This window comes from Agathobaculum sp. Marseille-P7918, from assembly GCF_964248325.1.
GTDB lineage: Bacteria > Bacillota > Clostridia > Oscillospirales > Butyricicoccaceae > Agathobaculum.
In genome coordinates this window covers 381,818-397,241 of the sequence record NZ_CAXTXI010000001.1, presented here as the reverse complement: position 1 = coordinate 397,241, position 15,424 = coordinate 381,818, and the positions used below count along the sequence as shown (strand labels likewise).

Genomic DNA, 15,424 nt, shown 5'->3' with positions numbered 1-15,424 from the left:
AGTGTGGTTTACTTGTTGTTCAGTGCTCGGCCAAGCCAGATGGAGGCGATGTCCATGGCGGCCCACAGGCTGTTTTTCTCGGTCTTTTTTACAATGCGATCCTTGATTCGCACGTTGGGGTTAGTCTGCTGCAATTGAACGGAAACGCGCTTGGCAACCGGCAGGTTCTTGACCTGGCCAGCGTCCAGAATCTGCATCATAATAATGTGGGAATCGCTCATCGAACCATAATAAATGATGTTTTCCTTGCGCATCAGCGGGTGTCCTTTATATTCCAGAAGCTCTTTCTTCTTGGCGGTGGTAGACATTTTGTGCACTCCTTATAGTTACAAAACGGTTACAACTTAAAGTTACATTATGGAAACAGTATAGCATGACTGCCGCCGTTTGTCAAATGCGAATTAAAAATCGGTTGGAAAATCCGCTATTTTGTGATACAATAGGGCAGCAAATACAACAATTTGGTAGGGGCTTTCATGAAGTTTGCTTTTTTCACCTTGGGATGCAAGGTCAATCTGTTTGAAACGCAGGCGCTTGAGCAGCTGGTGCAGGCGCGCGGGCATGAGATCGTGGACAAGGATGCCGATGCGGTTATTATCAACACCTGTACTGTTACATCGGTGTCCGATCATAAGAACATTCGTGCGTTCCATCGGCTGCGCAAGGACAATCCGCGGGCGGTGATTGCGGCTTGCGGCTGTTTTGCACAGACCGACCCGGAGCGCGTGCGCGCGACGGGCGAGGTCGACCTCATCTGCGGAACTGGCAGCCGTGCAGAGGTGATTGCACTGTGCGAAGCCGCTGTGCAAGGGGAGTCTTCGCCTTGCAATGCATCCGAGAAAGAGAGATATGAAGTGCTGCCGGCTGGAGTGCCCAGAGGCCGGACGCGCGCGCTGCTGAAAATAGAGGATGGGTGCAACAACTTCTGCACCTATTGTATTATTCCGTATGCGCGGGGGCGCGTGCGCTCGCTGCCGCCCACGCAGGCAGAGCAGGAAACAGCGCGTTTGGAGCGGCAGGGCGTACATGAAATTGTGCTGACGGGTATTGAGATTGCGTCATATGGGCGGGATTTGCAGCCCGTCGTTTCGCTGATGGACCTGCTGTGTGATTTGTTGCCGGCGCATCCGGAGGTGAGGTTCCGACTGGGGTCGCTCGACCCGCGCGTGGTGGATGCGGATTTTTGCAGCCGGTTAGCGGGTTTACCTAATCTGGCGCGGCATTTTCATCTTTCCCTACAAAGCGGTTGTGACAGTGTGCTGCAACGCATGGGGCGTAAATACACGGCGGAAGAATATTATCAGGCAGTGGAGCGGATTCGTGCGGTATTGCCGGATGCCTCCATCACCACCGATTTAATTGTAGGCTTTCCGGGAGAAACCGAGGAGGAGTTCGCAGAAACGCTGGCGTTTCTCGAGCACTGTGCGTTTGCAGCGGTGCATGTGTTCCCGTTTTCCGTGCGGGAGGGCACGCGCGCGGCAAAGCTGCCCGGGCAGCTTTGCCAGCAGGAGAAAGCGGCGCGCGCAGAGCGAGCCAAAACAGTGGCGCTGCGGCTGAGTGAAGCATATCGCCGCGGCTTTGTGGGAAAAGAATTGACCGTACTGCCCGAGCATCGCACAGGCGGTTTTTGGGCGGCGCACGGCACCTACGGTTTTCCTATATATATAGAAGAGGAGAAAAGGGTAGAAAAGAACGGGCCGGTTTCTGTGCGGTTGGAAGGGTTGCACCGCGATGGCCTGCGCGGAAAAATCCTTTAGCGGATCTGTCACCACATGAGGAGTTGCTCCATAGTATGAAGTGAAATCTTTGATAGGAGGAAATTCCTTATGTGCTCTTCTAACTCTATTTTCGGCGAGAATAACTGGTGGTGGATCATCGTTGTCATTATCCTGATCTGGATCTGCTGCGAGCAGGGCAACGGCTGTGGTTGCGGCTCGGATAACGGCTGCTGCACTTGCGGCAACAATTGCTGCTGCTGATTCAGCCACATATTCCTAAAGCGGATGTAAAGGCGGCGCGGTCTGCGGCTGCGCCGCCTTTTTCCGTGCCTGCAAAAAAATTTCAAGAAAATTATAATTACCTCTTGCAAAAAGAAGAAATTTGCGGTAGAATAAACAAGCACTGTTCGAGAGACAGTCAAAATGAGGATAAATCACTATGGAGGAATACCGATATGCTGGCAGGCGAATTTCGTAACGGCACAACTTTTGAAATGGACGGTCAGGTGCTGCAGGTCATTGAGTTTCAGCATGTAAAGCCGGGCAAGGGTGCGGCGTTTGTTCGCGTAAAGATGAAGAATGTCATCACTGGCGCGGTAACGGAGCGTTCCTTCAATCCGACGGATAAATATGAAGCGGCTTATGTAGAACGCCGCGACATGCAGTACCTTTATAACGAAGGTGATCTGTACTACTTCATGGATAATGAAACCTACGAGCAGATTCCGATTAGCAAGGATACGCTCGGCGACGATTTCCGCTTTGTGAAGGAAAACGAAAACTGCAAGGTTTGCTCTTACAAGGGCAATGTCTATGCGGTTGAGGCACCGCTCTTTGTAGAGCTGGAGATCACTGAGACCGATCCCGGTTTTAAGGGTAACACTGCGACCAACACTCTTAAGCCCGCGACTGTTGAAACAGGTGCGACCGTTCAGGTTCCGCTGTTCATTGAGCAGGGTGAGCGCATCAAGATTGACACCCGTACCGGTGAGTATCTGGAGCGCTGCAAGAAGTAAGACAATTTATCCGGACGATGAAAATCATCGTCCGAGTCATGGACATTTAGCTCAGCTGGAAGAGCATCCGCTTGACGTGCGGAAGGTCGGCGGTTCGAACCCGTCAATGTCCACCATCCAAAACCGTCCTGAAAAGGACGGTTTTTTGCTGCTTTTACTTGTTTTTACTAACATTATCAGCAATAAAGTTTTAGAACTTGCGCTGTAAATAACTGGTAATATTGCTGTATTCTATTGTTTTCTGTCGTATTGTGTGGAATAAATGTGGAAAAGATGTGGAATTGATTGGCGAAAATGATCCAGAAATGGATGACATAATTCACCGGGTCAATCCCACATTCCATGTAAATTCTGATCTGGGTGCGAATTATGCTTCTGTTCTGCCGCCGTCCAGTCCACTTTTGAGATATCCATCATGGCCAAATACAACATTTTCAGCAGGCTGTCATCGGCAGGAAACACGGATTTGGCCTTGGCTACCTTGTACAGCTGGCGGTTGAAGCCCTCAATTATGTAAACCCTCCAATGTGGTGCTTCTGCATCGCAGGATAAGAACTAATATTAAGAGGCCTGCATGTAATATAAAGTACCCGGCTTATACCCATATGGTGTAAGCCGGGTGCCGCCTTTTTATTTGATCAGGTTTTATCATCATCTTTACTTTTGCGCTCTTTTCGTATCTCAGCAATCGCAGTTGACCATCGATAAGAAAACAAAAAAAGGAATATCATGAGCAGGTATGACAATACGAACATAATGTCATTCCAAACATAATGCCGAGCGATTAGGCAAATTGCAAGAACAACAAGAGTAAATATAAATGGAATGCTCTCCAATATGGTTAAATATTTGATGCGAGAGGTCTTTTTTTGCAAAATCTTCTTCAGAGCTAAATGAAGCTTTTTCCCGATGGGAGAACGACTTATTGCGGCAGCCAATACAAAAGCGAAAAAATAAGTGTCAAAAAACAAAGATGAATCCAAAATAGTCTTAGTACGTTGCCCGGGATAATCTACTTGTATCAACGCCCTTGCGATTATAATTCCGATCATAAAATCACCAGCAACAATCAACTAAGCTCAACTCGAATACGCTAAGGCGTATCCGCTCCAATCGCTATGTGCAGAACCAGAATAAAAATTGAAAACATTTTTATGAATATAACAACAGCTGGGATTTTGAAAGTATCTTCGCGTGCAAATACCTTGAGATTCATCGAATAATCGATAATTCCTTCGAAAATCTTTTCGGTAACTTCTTGAAATACTATCTGTCCACCAACAGCGTCATCAAATGAAATACCGCAAGCAAAACACTTAAAATGATATTAACTGATATCTCCTCCGGAATCTATTGTTTCTGATGTCAGTGTAATATATATTCCACTATTTAACAATGGAATTATATCACAAAAAAATTATTTGTTTTCTGTGAAAAAGGTTGATGGTTTCTTGCTCTTGCTCATTGATGCCAAAAAGATAGATAATGGTTTGATTGCGCAATACATAGCCTTTAGGTGCCGGGGGGAGGCGATGTTTAAAGTTCCAGAAAGAATATGCTGGCATTTTTTTCACGCAAAGGTTCTGTAAATGCCGAATTTGCAGCGAATGCGGCGGTATGCAGGTTCATGGTCCGTGCATTCTTCCGTCGAGCCAGATTCTTCCTGGAAGATGTTTCTTCGGTACCAGGCTGTCTATTACCACATTCTCAATCACATCACAATCCGTTTTTCCGCATGCCAGCATCTCTTGCATCACCTTACCTGTTAAATGCGAAAAAGCCCGGCATTAGCCGGACTTTTTCGATAGGTTGAAAGCATGAAGCAGGTGGTTCATACTTTTCATTTGTGTTTTATTTCTGTAATGCGCCGGTCGCTGTAAGGGACGGATGGGAACATAAACTGGGGGTGCGTGCGGGAAATTACACAGTGCATCGGCAGAACTGTTCAAACGCTACGCAAATCGATTCCCGCGACTGGATTGCAAAGTTCTCGGTCAAAATACTGGGCAATTCCCATGAGCTTTTGCCGTACAGAAGGCAAATACTCCACATGATACAGCCTTATCCTTTCCCAATAGCATCTTTCATGGTCTTGAGGACATCTTTGGAGGAATAACGCTGACCGGTCAGCGATGCTTCTTGCTCTGCCTGTTGGAGCTTGTAATATACTTCGCTGTCAAATTTTCGCAGATCAGAAATGAGTCGGATCATTTTCATATCAATCACCTCAATCACCCTAATTGTATTTTATCATAACTATGCTAAGTGCTCAAGGTAAAAGGGTATACGTCATATCCCATTATCCAAATAGTCTATAGGCTCCCATCTTCTGTACTGCTGATATCTATACTTTATTTTAACGAAAAAACATTTATTCCTATATCGTTTCTTGTAATATTTCTTCTTTCTTTTTCGTTATGTCAAAAAAGTCCATGCGCATTTGTTAATTTGTGAAACTATGATATACTTTAAACATAGAGATATGATACTGTGGTGTTGAGGAGACAAATAAATGATTTCATTTGCATTGATAGAGGACGAGAATGGCAGAACATTTTTCGAGGATCTGTATTATAAGTATCGTCAACACATGTACATAATTGCATTTCAAATTATCAAGGATATACATTTAGCTGAAGATGTTGTTTCCGATACTTTTATAAAAATCGCTCAAAAAATAGATTTTGTTGCTTCTCTTTCTGGAAAGCGCCAACAAGATTACATTTCAATTATGGTACGCAATCAAGCAATTGATATGTATAGAAAAAAGCATAAAGTGCAAGAAGAAGCCTTCGATGAGGATAAACCCGATCTGCATCTGCAAAGTTCGGATGAAGCGCTGCTGGAACGAATTGGACATGCCTATCTGGTCGCTGCTATCGACAAACTCCCTGATCTCTATAAGGATGTACTCAAACTTCGTTGTTTATATCAGATGTCGACAGAAGAAACTGCTCAAATTTTGAGGATATCTCCTAACAGTGTAAATCAGCGTCTTTTTCGAGCCAAATCAAAATTGATGTCTATTTTGAAGGAGGAACAGTATTTCAATGAAGCAAAATGATTGGTTTGAACAATATATTTCATCTGCTCTTGACGAGTTAATTGAAACATCCGAATCTGAACTCAAAACAAAAGATGAATTAAAGGCTGATGGTGTGGAATCGCACCAGTTTTCGGCGGGATTTGAAAAAAAGATGTCTCGTGTTTGCGCGAAAAGTCGCAGAAAGGAATGGATTTCAAAGCATAAAAGAGTACTTTACAATACTGCAGCCGTTTTAATTTTGGTGATAGGCGTAAGTAGTATTACCATTGCTCAGGTTTTTGCTTCGAAAAATATTACATTTCCATTCTTTTTAAGCGTAAATGAAACGCATGCTCAGATTCTTCCAGATCCGAATGAGTCTATTCCTGTATCCGAACAATTTTCAAAATATTATCCATCATTTATTCCGGAAAACCTTGTGGTCGTAAATGTAGTAGAAGATGACACTGGTTTTGCAGTGTCATTTCAAAGCGAAGACGGGGACACACTTACATTATCTTTTTACAATAAAAAAATGGATATCGCATTTGACTCGGAAGGAAGCAATTTAGAACAGTTTACGATTAAGGGTTTTCCTGCATTAGTTTCTTATCGAGCAGACAGAACAGCTGTAATTTGGCAAGGAGACAAATTCACTTACAACCTATCTGGAACGCTTGGAGCAGAGATTTGTGTAAAAATTTTAGAAAGTGTTGATTTAGATTTATAGACATATCACCATATTTTAAATAATTTTTTGTAATATCGCCTCTTTAATTTTCGTTTATCTATATAGGGGCATTAGATAAACGAAATTAAGGAGGCTTTTTTATGAAGATTATGCGGAAGAAATTAACCAGAATTTTGGTTTCGACATTTTTAATTTTTTCGAGTGTATTTTGTGTTTCCGGTGCAATTGATACGCAATTGTTGAGATGGAGTTATATCTCAACGATTGAAGGAAATATCGACATTTCCTCTTCCGGTACGGCTACGGTATTGGCTGGCGGCAGTGCGGCAAGCAGTGATGTTAATAAAACGGTTCTAACGCTTGACTTGCAGCAATTCGTTGGTGGCAAATGGCAGACGAAAAAAGAATGGACGACTACTTCGTTTTCAAACATAATTAGGTCGGGTGAATGCAGTTGGCAGGTCGCTCATGGGTATTCTTATCAACTATATATCACATTAAAAGCCTATAATGGTACGAAGCTCTTGGAAACAGCAACACATACTGTAAGCTACGGGTACTTTCGCTAAAATGTTGTAATCGTTGCCCCAACAAATAAACAGGAGCTGATTTCATAGCGAAACCAGCTCCTTCTATATCATTCAGTTGATCGATAGACTATTTTCCCAAGATAAAACAAGAGGCCGCAAAACCAATGCATATGGTTATTAAAATGTATAAGTTTAGACGATACAACAGCAGTAAAAATAAATACTTGAATCACAGCGTCGATATTGCGTCTGCCGACTGAAATTATTGCATTACATAAACAAACTATGCAAGGTCCATTATCGCACTGCACAAAGGCGGGCCTCAGTATTCTCGATGCGGTACAATCTCAGTTTTCACTCCGGAGAGGATGTCACAAGTTCGTCAATACATTTTCTGCAAAGTGTTTTGTTTTTGAATGTAAGTAAATTTTTTGTTTCGCCACAAAACAAACAGCCTGTTTCGTGTTTTGCCAAGATGATCTGGTCTCCTTCTACAAAAATTTCAACCGGATCTTTAACCTTGATATCCAATGTTCGCCTTAATTCTATGGGTAAAACAATACGTCCGAGTTCATCGACTCTTCGCACAACACCAGTGGCTCTCATGAAATCTTCCTCTCTTCTGGATAAATTTATTTGTTTTGCAATCCAGCTCTTCCTTATTAGCTGCGAACAAATGTTATCATACTTCTATATGTCAGTCAACATAATACTTCTATTTTCTGCAAATTTTTGTCAACACGCAATGTTGATTTTCGACAAATTTTGAGCTTGAGGTGCATATTATGACAAACACTCCATCTTTTATTGGTGAACGGCTGAAAGAGCTTAGACGCAGGCGCGGTATGACGCAGGCAGAATTTGCGCAGATGTTGGGCGTGACCAAAGAAACCATATATCGCTATGAACATGGAGCGCAGGAGCCATCATTATCTCGTTTAGCTTCTATAGCGAAGTGTCTCGACATATCTGCCGATTGCCTTCTCGGAATTCGTGATGACGTAGACTGTTTGTGTTTCAATCCAAACACGCTTTCGTTGTCTCAAGAGCAACAGGAAGCCTTGCGACAGTTTTTACTGTCGCTGCGCAAATGAAACGAAAAAAGCGGCCTTCCAATACTCTCACAGGGTACTGGAAAGTCGCTTTTGCTGTGTTGTAAAGTATAATCGATTATCGTACAGGGCATACACCATATTTCATGAACATCTGATAGTTCTCAAGCTGTTCGATGGCAAACATCGGTAGGATGGATGATATTCAGAGTTTCTTCAAGGAGACCGTTGCCGAGTTTTGGTAGAACGGTCTGGAGGCTGAACTGCGCTACAGAAAGTACAAAAACAATGTGGTTTCCGGCAGTGTAATCAGCGTGGGTCTGTCGGTCGGGGACCATACGCTGTTTGGAACAATGGCCTCTTCTGTTGCGGAGGAGACGGTGGATGCGCTCAACGACAAAAGATTGCATCTGGCGTTGGCTCACAAGAGCAATCCCTCGTCGGCAAGGCCTTCGGTGTGAAGGATGGGTGCGAGATATCTGGCGTTCTTTGATTCGCCGAAGGCAACAACGGCTGACGCGATTCGCGCCTGCAAAGAGCATGGGGTGACCACCAAAATCCTGATGAGTGAGTGATGCGTGCAAAGTAAAGCGAAAAAAGCCGCCCCGGCAAGGGGGCGGCAGCAATTATACGTCGTTGTGTGGGACGGAATGCTTTTTGGCATTTGGGTTTTGGTTCTGGTTTTCGCGCGTGAGCGGTGTTTGACCGTTGCATTTTTCCATGCGTGCTTTTTTGTTATCCGGTTGGCTGTCCTTGGGCATAGAGATCACCTCGCTTTTGGATCCACAGCCGTACTGTCGGCTTGCGGCTCATGAAAGACCTTGTGCGGATGGCGTGTGCCATCCATGACGATGGGGCGTGCCTTCGCGTTGCCGTGTTTGGCTTCGCCCTGAATGAGCGGAACAGGCGGCACTTCGTTTTTGGGGAAATGCGTTTTGTGATTGCTTTCTGTACCGTGCGGCTCCTTTGGATCGGGGCGGCGCATACCTGCTTTGGCCATAAAAAATCACCTCATCTTTAGCGTGTGTGTGCAAACAAAGCGGCATACATGGAAATTTGATCAGGTGCTTTTTTCAACGTGTTCGCCCTCGGAAACAATCGTTTCCAACACGGAAATCAGGTCATGCAGGTTTTCCATGTGCACATTGCGGGATAAAATTTCATTTTTCAGTTCGACAGACAAAGATTCAAACTGTGAGCGGATTTTCGGACTGACATAAGACATGAAGATCACCTCATCCATAGCCTGCCCGAGATGCGCGGGGATATCCGATACAAATAATAATGGTTGAAAAATGAGAAAGAAAACTGCCGCAGCTGTACTGGCTCGATTGCGGGATTGCGGAAAAAAGAAAAAGTACTGATTTTCTTTCGAAATCAGTACTTTTCTTGGTGCGGATGGGGGGACTTGAACCCCCACGTCCTTGCGAACACTAGCACCTGAAGCTAGCGCGTCTGCCATTCCGCCACATCCGCATATTTGGTTTTTCGTTTGAAGGTGGTGCGAGTGACGGGACTTGAACCCGTACGTCGATTGACACACGCCCCTCAAACGTGCCTGTCTACCAGTTCCAGCACACTCGCATTCTCTTTTGCGTCGTGTCGCATCACTGTCAGCGACGGATAATATTATAGCAAAAGGAAACGGTTTTGTCAATATATTTTGTCGAATCTGTTTGATTGGATCGGTTCTGTTTATTTTGCATGGTGCAAGTCAATACAAAAAAGAAAAAGTACTGAACTTCTTTCGAAATCAGTACTTCCTCTTGGTGCAGTTGAGCAATCCAAATCCGAACCTGTTTTCTGATCGGCCAATGCGGTTTTGAGGTCATCAAAAGCGATGGTCGTTGTTCCTTCTTTGCAGTTGAATGTTATCACCATCTTGTCATCGTATAGGAAAATGGCGTTGATAAAAGTGTCAATCAGCATCTTACGATGGGACTTTTGCTGTACGTCCAGCTTGCGGAAGCGGTGGAGCCAGAAGGTCATAAACTCGGCGCTCACCTTGGGCTTCGCCAGTTTCTCGCAGGCAATCTTGGTTTCCAGTTCCTCTTTTGTGGCTTCCAGTTCTTCCAGCCGCCCTTTCGTGGACTTGGTCAAAATGCCCTGCTGGATGGCGTTCAGCAGGTTTTGAATGGCTGTGTCCGCCTCCCGCAACTGCTGCTCATAGAGGGGCAGGTTTACATTCTCCCTATCCTGTAAGTCCATCAGCATGGACACGATGGCCTCAACCTCCTTATCGTCCATCACCATCTTCATGGTTTCGCTGACCACCAAATCTTCAATCCATTCTTTGCGGACAGACTTCTTGCGGCACTCGGTGCGCTTCTTCTTGACGGACACGCACTTGTAGTAGTGATGGACATTCCCCGTGTGGCTGGTGCCGCTCTCGCCGCAGAGGTAGGCCCCGCAGTAGCCGCAGAACAGCTTGGTCGTCAACAAATAATCGTCCTCGGCCTTGTGGCGGGCCGGGGCCTTTTTGTTTTTTGCCAGCTTTTCCTGTACCCGGTCAAAGAGGTCTCGAGGGACAATGGTGGGAATACCGTCCGGCACCACAATGTCCCGGTAGGTATACTCTCCGATATAGCGGCGGTTGTTCAGAAGGTGCTGGACGCTGTTATAGGTCATCTTTTGGCCTCGCGTGTTTTTCACTCCCTGCTCGTTGAGCCAGTCCCGGATGGCTGTCATGGTGGCTCCCTCGTTGTAACGCTGGAATGCCTCCCGAACAAAGGGAGCGGTAAGCGGGTCAAGCTGGAAGCACTGGTCGCTATCAATCAGATAGCCGATAGGACGGGTTCCACCGTTGTACTTGGATTTTAAGGCGTTCTCCGTCATGCCCCGCACTACCTTTTCGGACAGATCGGCGGAGTAGTATTCAGCATATCCTTCCAAGACGCTTTCCAGAATGATACCCTCGGCCCCGTCGGAAATGACCTCGGTGGCAGACACCACCTTAACCCCGTTCTTTTTCAGAGCGGTTTTGTAGCGGGCGCTGTCGTAGCGGTTGCGGGCAAACCTGTCCAGCCTCCAAACGATAATCATATCGAACAGGCGCTTGCCGCTGTCTTTAATCATGTTCTGAAATTCCGGGCGGTTGTCGGTCTTAGCGGAAAAGGCTCGATCTATGTAATGGCGCAAAATGGTGATATTGTTCTTTTCAGCAAAGGCGGTACACTCCCGGATTTGGCCTTCAATACTTTCTTCTCGCTGATTATCGGAGGAATAACGGGCGTAAATAACTGCTTTCATTTTCTTCAACCTCCTTGTTTCTACGCATTTCAAAGCCGTTTTAACGGTTAGCATAAGGAATTATATTACCGTAGTGCTGACACACCGCCAGAAGCCGTATATTACTTCGCCTTTTGCGTCTGAAATGCGTAGATATGATACTGATTGGTGGGCGCAAGCAGCTTTCTGCTTGCACCCACTTGGTTACTGCACAGCAAAACCGGGGAATGACGTCAAGGGCGCGAAGCGTTCATCTTGACCCTTGCACGGCATTCCCCGGCTTTGCTATTTCTTCGTAATGGCCTGCATCAACTTACTTTGCAAACGGCCTTTCATATATGGGTCTACTTGCTTATAAGTCTGCCCGCTTTCATCGACCATTGTCTGCAAACACAACTTGTTGATATAAGCATCATAGTGCTGCAAAATCTGTTCCATCGCATCGGCCTCTCCTGCGCGGGCTGCCTCGATAACGGATAGAAGCGGTGGGGGCTTGTATTTGCCGCTTGATTTTTTCATGGAAGATTCCCCGTCAGTTGTTCCCGCATATTCCGCAAAATACTTGTACGGCGGCGCTGAATGGCGCTTCTGGAACAGCACATCCTCCTGCCGATTTCCTGGTCGTTCAGTTCCAATACAAAGCGCAAAATCAAAAGTCGTCGCTCTGACTGCGGTAGCTTCTCAATGATATTTGCCAACTGCTCATTGCTGATTTGCAGGGTACAACCATCCACTGAAAAGGTCATGCAATCGCTGGGGTACTGGTCTGTCGTGCAGATGTCGTCTAAAATTGGCTGCGGCAAATAATTCAGAGATACCAGCCATTTGTTTTGATATGAAAATTCCCGAAAACAGTCCAGCATTGCATGGCGCAGGACAACTTTGCAGAAGGAGTCAAAGCGGTGGCGCTCCGCAGTATCTTCATAGACCATCATGTGGCTCTCCTTTGCATAACGGCTGCAAACGGTCAATTCTCCCGGCCTGAATATCTGAAATATGCTGCTTTATTTTTTCTTCAGGCCAGTCCCACCAGCTAATTTGCAGTAAGGCCGCGATGGTATCATCCGAGAAGCGTTTGCGGATTGTTTTGGCGGGAACGCCGCCGACAATCATATAAGGCGGCACATCTTTTGTTACGACGGCGCGAGTGCCGATGATTGCGCCATCTCCAATGGTAACACCAGACAGAATCACCGCCTCATATCCAATCCACACATCGTTGCCAATGATAATATCGCCTTTGTTATCCCATGCGCTCGTTATGTTCTGGACATCCAATCCCCATTCCTCAAAAAAGATCGGGAACGGATAGGTGGACAAGGATGCTTGTGTATGGTTGGCGCTGGTGAACAAAAACTTTGCCCCGCAGGCGATGGAACAAAATTTTCCGATGATAAGTTTGTCATGGTTGATCGGATAGTGGTACAGTACATTGTTCTTCTCAAACTGCTGCGGGTCATAGACGAAGTCGTTATACATGGTAAAGTCCCCGACAAGGATGTTGGGATTTTTGATGACATTTTTCAGATAAACGGTTTCGTGGTCGTTGGTGCGAGGATAAATGTTCTCTAGATTCATGACTTTCCCTCCTCTCGAAGTTATGAGAACTCGTATCTCTCAATCTGTGAAAAATGGTTGTTTTCCACATAGTAAACAGCGTGTTCCTTTGCCGAATAAACGAAAGAAACTCTGGTGGCCCAGATCCCTTCCTGTCGGACAGCTTGAAGCACAGACAACGCATCGGTGACAGTAAACTGCTTTCCGTAAGTGTTCAGAAGTTGAGCGGCCCTTTCGTATCGGTCATCTCCTGGCACAAGAAAGGGCATTGTGCTTTCGGGGGCAAGGACAGAGTAGTTGGTAATCAGCGAGTAGCGCCCATGCTCTTCCCGCCAGCCAATCCCCGGTTCAACGATCAGGGTGCGGCCCTGCCTGTCGGACAGCATGGCCTGCATGGTAGCATCCGGGGCATAGATGATCTTCCGTTCCTGCACTATTTGCAGTGCATCGTCAAAGCTGATTTTTGCCTGCACAAACTGTTCTGTCAGGTCTGCGATTGTCATGCAACCTTTAAAATCCTGATAGGCCCCCTCCGGGTTTCCGTGAACATACAACAAGGTTCCGACATTTCCATTACGGTTCACGCCATGATAGGAATGACGCACCCCATCGGGCCGTAGGATGCCGATATAAAAGCGGTCTTTTTCTGTTATGATTTTGTGATCCCATACGGCAAGGTCAATCTCAAAATTAAAGCCGGTGATGGTATCGTCACCTCGGTAGACAAATCGAGTACACATGGTCTTTTCCTTTCTTGCGATATATTTGTTGCTTTTATCGTACTGCTGATACGAATGCTTTTCCATCCACCAGACAATACCGAATCGCTCTGTATCAAACAAAAAGCAGGGGTTGCATTTCTGCAACCCCTGCCGGTTCATTTCTGATAAATGATTTTACGAATGGCTGATACGGACAGGAAATATTTTTCCGCTAACGCATCCATAGAGGTTCCGTTCTGAAACTCCTCTATGATTTGGCGGTTTCGTTGCTGCAATTCCTGTCGGTAGCCCGAAGTTTCTCCCCATCGCTTTTGCTGCGCTTGATCGGCGGGAACATAAAGATAGCCCCCTTGAATATAGCTTTGCAATTCCTTGACCAGCGCATCGGGAAGAAGATTTTTTGCATTGATGTATTTCATGCAGGCTTCCTCCTTGAGATGATCGTCAAGCAGCAAAGCCAGCACATTGATTATGCGACGATTTTTACTCCATGCAAACGTCGCAATCCACTGGCTTTGCATGGAGCCGCACTTCGTTGAGTTTTGTCATTCGACACCACTTCTTTCTGTTTTATAGCATCTTTATCATACCACGCAACTTGAAATCGCTCAACGCTTTTTTGTAAATAGCGGGTAGAAACGTCTAGTTTGAGCATATTATTAGCGAAGCAATCAAGAGAGGGTTTGGGATACTCCCAACAAGAAAAAATCTCCGCTCCGGCAACAGGCCGAAAACGGAGATTTTACGGGAATGTGGCCACACTCCCTATGCTTGCTCTCTTTTAGTTCACCCGGAATGGAAAGGAAGGGGATGTGGGATTTTGTAACGGAATTTGAAGGAGTATGGTGGAAGGCGCAAAGCCTCCAACGGATTGACAGCAACATCACTACCGACAGTCTGACGCTGACAGACCGGATGGAGGGATTCTTTGGGCCGAAGGAAAAAGCTAATCAATAACACCACTATACCACAATATCAGATCGAGGTGATAGCCCGCTGTATTTTACCTGACATTCTGGCTTTCTATGAGAGTGAGGAAGGGCAGAGGGAATTTGCAGATTGGAAAAAACAGTGGGAAACGGAGAGACTGACCACAAAAATAGAATAAAGGCAAAAAAGAAGGACGAACTGTTTTAAAAACGTTCGTCCTTCTTTTTTTACGTTTGTTTTGCTCCAGTCGCTCCAACATTTCCACATTTTGAAACAATGTTGGCAACAATGTTGACATGTTCAAATAAAAGCATTATAATCTAAACAAAACGATAGGAGTGATTACCGATGGCAGATAATGTAACTATTCAGCTTAACATGACGAATGGAGAAATACACATCCAAGCTCCTGCGGAGTCACTTGACACTATCTTCGATAAATTAGAAGCTTTTTTACCCAAATTAGCGGATATACGTACCGAGTATGTGCCTGATAAAGCTGATTCCATTACAGTTGAAGAAGATGATCATTCAGCTTCAGCTGCAGAAAAAAGTGAACACACAGATGCACTATTCAAAAACTCAACTAAGCGAAAACGCACATCTTCTTCTAAAAAAACCGAAACATTTAACATGGTTGAATTGGGGTTGGATGAAAACAGCAGATCTGCTCTGCGCGAATTTTATAGCGAAAAAAATCCTAAAAGTCAGAATGAACAGTTGTTAGTTGTTATGGATTGGCTTAAACGTAATGCGGGAAAGAATTCTGTAACAAAAGATGAAATTTATACTGCGTTGAGAACCGTTGAAGCGAAGATACCTGCCAGAATTTCTTCTGTACTTTCCAATCTCGGAATAGAAGGTAAGATTACGGGCGATGCTGACGGTTACAGAATTCATCACACAGGTGAAGATTTTGTCAAGTTTAACCTCCCCAAAAAAGAAGGCTAAGATA

General features: G+C 45.3%; 23 protein-coding genes, 3 tRNA genes and 1 pseudogene. 12 read left to right on the top strand and 15 right to left on the bottom strand.

Annotated elements, in window-relative coordinates:
• Positions 1–8 precede the first annotated feature (8 nt).
• The gene (locus tag ACESSO_RS01975; RefSeq protein WP_373163363.1) at positions 9–308 is read right to left on the bottom strand and encodes a hypothetical protein; all 300 of its coding nucleotides are present in this window, start codon (positions 306–308) and stop codon (positions 9–11) included.
• Positions 309–476: 168 nt separating this feature from the next.
• On the opposite strand from ACESSO_RS01975, the gene mtaB reads away from it, so the two are divergent.
• The 4 genes from mtaB (at position 477) to ACESSO_RS01955 (ending at position 2,850) form a co-directional block, all read left to right on the top strand.
• The gene (mtaB, locus tag ACESSO_RS01970; protein ID WP_373163362.1) at positions 477–1,757 is read left to right on the top strand and encodes a tRNA (N(6)-L-threonylcarbamoyladenosine(37)-C(2))-methylthiotransferase MtaB; all 1,281 of its coding nucleotides are present in this window, start codon (positions 477–479) and stop codon (positions 1,755–1,757) included.
• A 69-nt stretch (positions 1,758–1,826) separates the two neighbouring features.
• Complete coding sequence (locus tag ACESSO_RS01965) at positions 1,827–1,979, top strand: hypothetical protein (RefSeq protein ID WP_373163361.1); 153 nt, start codon at positions 1,827–1,829, stop codon at positions 1,977–1,979.
• Between the two features lie 194 nt (positions 1,980–2,173).
• A complete protein-coding gene (efp, locus tag ACESSO_RS01960; protein WP_297284238.1) occupies positions 2,174–2,734 on the top strand; it encodes an elongation factor P in 561 nt (186 codons plus the stop codon).
• Between the two features lie 40 nt (positions 2,735–2,774).
• Positions 2,775–2,850 (top strand) — tRNA-Val (locus ACESSO_RS01955).
• Between the two features lie 228 nt (positions 2,851–3,078).
• Here the strand turns inward: ACESSO_RS01955 and ACESSO_RS01950 are convergent.
• Together ACESSO_RS01950 and ACESSO_RS01945 are read right to left on the bottom strand one after the other, a co-directional pair.
• Positions 3,079–3,244, bottom strand: a pseudogene (locus ACESSO_RS01950) (IS256 family transposase); the annotation flags it as partial.
• 128 nt (positions 3,245–3,372) lie between these two features.
• Positions 3,373–3,807, bottom strand: coding sequence for a hypothetical protein (locus tag ACESSO_RS01945; protein WP_373163360.1), 435 nt, complete (start codon positions 3,805–3,807; stop codon positions 3,373–3,375).
• Between the two features lie 482 nt (positions 3,808–4,289).
• On the opposite strand from ACESSO_RS01945, the gene ACESSO_RS01940 reads away from it, so the two are divergent.
• Positions 4,290–4,547 (top strand): hypothetical protein, encoded by a 258-nt coding sequence (locus tag ACESSO_RS01940; protein ID WP_373163359.1) that lies wholly within the window; start codon positions 4,290–4,292, stop codon positions 4,545–4,547.
• A 248-nt stretch (positions 4,548–4,795) separates the two neighbouring features.
• Here ACESSO_RS01940 and ACESSO_RS01935 read toward each other — a convergent pair whose 3' ends face one another.
• Positions 4,796–4,951, bottom strand: a complete 156-nt coding sequence (locus ACESSO_RS01935) for a hypothetical protein (protein WP_373163358.1) — start codon at positions 4,949–4,951, stop codon at positions 4,796–4,798.
• Positions 4,952–5,246: 295 nt separating this feature from the next.
• On the opposite strand from ACESSO_RS01935, the gene ACESSO_RS01930 reads away from it, so the two are divergent.
• From ACESSO_RS01930 to ACESSO_RS01920, 3 genes are all read left to right on the top strand, one after another.
• Positions 5,247–5,798 carry an RNA polymerase sigma factor gene (locus ACESSO_RS01930; protein ID WP_373163357.1) on the top strand — a complete coding sequence of 184 codons (552 nt, stop codon included), beginning with the start codon at positions 5,247–5,249 and terminating at the stop codon, positions 5,796–5,798.
• Entirely contained in the window at positions 5,785–6,489 is a 705-nt protein-coding gene (locus ACESSO_RS01925; RefSeq protein WP_373163356.1) for a DUF4367 domain-containing protein, read from the top strand. Before ACESSO_RS01930 ends, ACESSO_RS01925 begins: the two co-directional genes overlap by 14 nt.
• Positions 6,490–6,590: 101 nt before the next feature.
• Positions 6,591–7,019, top strand: a complete 429-nt coding sequence (locus ACESSO_RS01920; RefSeq protein ID WP_373163355.1) for a hypothetical protein — start codon at positions 6,591–6,593, stop codon at positions 7,017–7,019.
• Positions 7,020–7,334: 315 nt separating this feature from the next.
• On the opposite strand, the gene ACESSO_RS01915 is transcribed toward ACESSO_RS01920, so the two are convergent.
• Entirely contained in the window at positions 7,335–7,586 is a 252-nt protein-coding gene (locus ACESSO_RS01915; RefSeq protein ID WP_373163354.1) for an AbrB/MazE/SpoVT family DNA-binding domain-containing protein, read from the bottom strand.
• 179 nt (positions 7,587–7,765) lie between these two features.
• Here ACESSO_RS01915 and ACESSO_RS01910 point away from each other — a divergent pair, with 179 nt between their 5' ends.
• Both ACESSO_RS01910 and ACESSO_RS01905 read left to right on the top strand, forming a co-directional pair.
• Positions 7,766–8,074: a helix-turn-helix domain-containing protein gene (locus tag ACESSO_RS01910; RefSeq protein ID WP_373163353.1), complete on the top strand. Its 309-nt coding sequence runs from the start codon at positions 7,766–7,768 to the stop codon at positions 8,072–8,074.
• Positions 8,075–8,322: 248 nt separating this feature from the next.
• On the top strand, positions 8,323–8,493 hold the full coding sequence (locus ACESSO_RS01905) for a hypothetical protein (RefSeq protein WP_373163352.1): 171 nt from the start codon (positions 8,323–8,325) through the stop codon (positions 8,491–8,493).
• 305 nt (positions 8,494–8,798) lie between these two features.
• On the opposite strand, the gene ACESSO_RS01900 is transcribed toward ACESSO_RS01905, so the two are convergent.
• The 10 genes from ACESSO_RS01900 to ACESSO_RS01855 all read right to left on the bottom strand — a co-directional run bounded on the left by ACESSO_RS01900 (position 8,799) and on the right by ACESSO_RS01855 (position 14,060).
• Complete coding sequence (locus ACESSO_RS01900) at positions 8,799–9,032, bottom strand: hypothetical protein (RefSeq protein WP_373163627.1); 234 nt, start codon at positions 9,030–9,032, stop codon at positions 8,799–8,801.
• Positions 9,033–9,092: 60 nt separating this feature from the next.
• Positions 9,093–9,257, bottom strand: a complete 165-nt coding sequence (locus tag ACESSO_RS01895; RefSeq protein ID WP_373163351.1) for a hypothetical protein — start codon at positions 9,255–9,257, stop codon at positions 9,093–9,095.
• A gap of 165 nt (positions 9,258–9,422) precedes the next feature.
• Positions 9,423–9,508 (bottom strand) — tRNA-Leu (locus ACESSO_RS01890).
• A 23-nt stretch (positions 9,509–9,531) separates the two neighbouring features.
• Positions 9,532–9,616 (bottom strand) — tRNA-Leu (locus ACESSO_RS01885).
• A 111-nt stretch (positions 9,617–9,727) separates the two neighbouring features.
• On the bottom strand, positions 9,728–11,281 hold the full coding sequence (locus tag ACESSO_RS01880) for a recombinase family protein (protein ID WP_373163350.1): 1,554 nt from the start codon (positions 11,279–11,281) through the stop codon (positions 9,728–9,730).
• Positions 11,282–11,545: 264 nt separating this feature from the next.
• Positions 11,546–11,779: a helix-turn-helix domain-containing protein gene (locus ACESSO_RS01875; protein WP_373163349.1), complete on the bottom strand. Its 234-nt coding sequence runs from the start codon at positions 11,777–11,779 to the stop codon at positions 11,546–11,548.
• Positions 11,776–12,195 (bottom strand): sigma-70 family RNA polymerase sigma factor, encoded by a 420-nt coding sequence (locus tag ACESSO_RS01870; RefSeq protein WP_373163348.1) that lies wholly within the window; start codon positions 12,193–12,195, stop codon positions 11,776–11,778. Before ACESSO_RS01870 ends, ACESSO_RS01875 begins: the two co-directional genes overlap by 4 nt.
• Positions 12,182–12,838, bottom strand: coding sequence for a CatB-related O-acetyltransferase (locus ACESSO_RS01865; protein WP_373163347.1), 657 nt, complete (start codon positions 12,836–12,838; stop codon positions 12,182–12,184). The genes ACESSO_RS01870 and ACESSO_RS01865 overlap by 14 nt, the downstream gene beginning before the upstream one ends.
• Before the next feature lie 20 nt (positions 12,839–12,858).
• Positions 12,859–13,557, bottom strand: coding sequence for a conjugal transfer protein (locus ACESSO_RS01860; RefSeq protein ID WP_373163617.1), 699 nt, complete (start codon positions 13,555–13,557; stop codon positions 12,859–12,861).
• A gap of 137 nt (positions 13,558–13,694) precedes the next feature.
• Positions 13,695–14,060 (bottom strand): CD3324 family protein, encoded by a 366-nt coding sequence (locus ACESSO_RS01855; protein WP_373163346.1) that lies wholly within the window; start codon positions 14,058–14,060, stop codon positions 13,695–13,697.
• A gap of 289 nt (positions 14,061–14,349) precedes the next feature.
• Between ACESSO_RS01855 and ACESSO_RS01850 the strand changes: the two genes are divergently transcribed.
• Both ACESSO_RS01850 and ACESSO_RS01845 read left to right on the top strand, forming a co-directional pair.
• Positions 14,350–14,496: a hypothetical protein gene (locus tag ACESSO_RS01850; RefSeq protein WP_373163345.1), complete on the top strand. Its 147-nt coding sequence runs from the start codon at positions 14,350–14,352 to the stop codon at positions 14,494–14,496.
• 321 nt (positions 14,497–14,817) lie between these two features.
• On the top strand, positions 14,818–15,420 hold the full coding sequence (locus tag ACESSO_RS01845) for a hypothetical protein (RefSeq protein ID WP_373163344.1): 603 nt from the start codon (positions 14,818–14,820) through the stop codon (positions 15,418–15,420).
• Positions 15,421–15,424 lie beyond the last annotated feature (4 nt).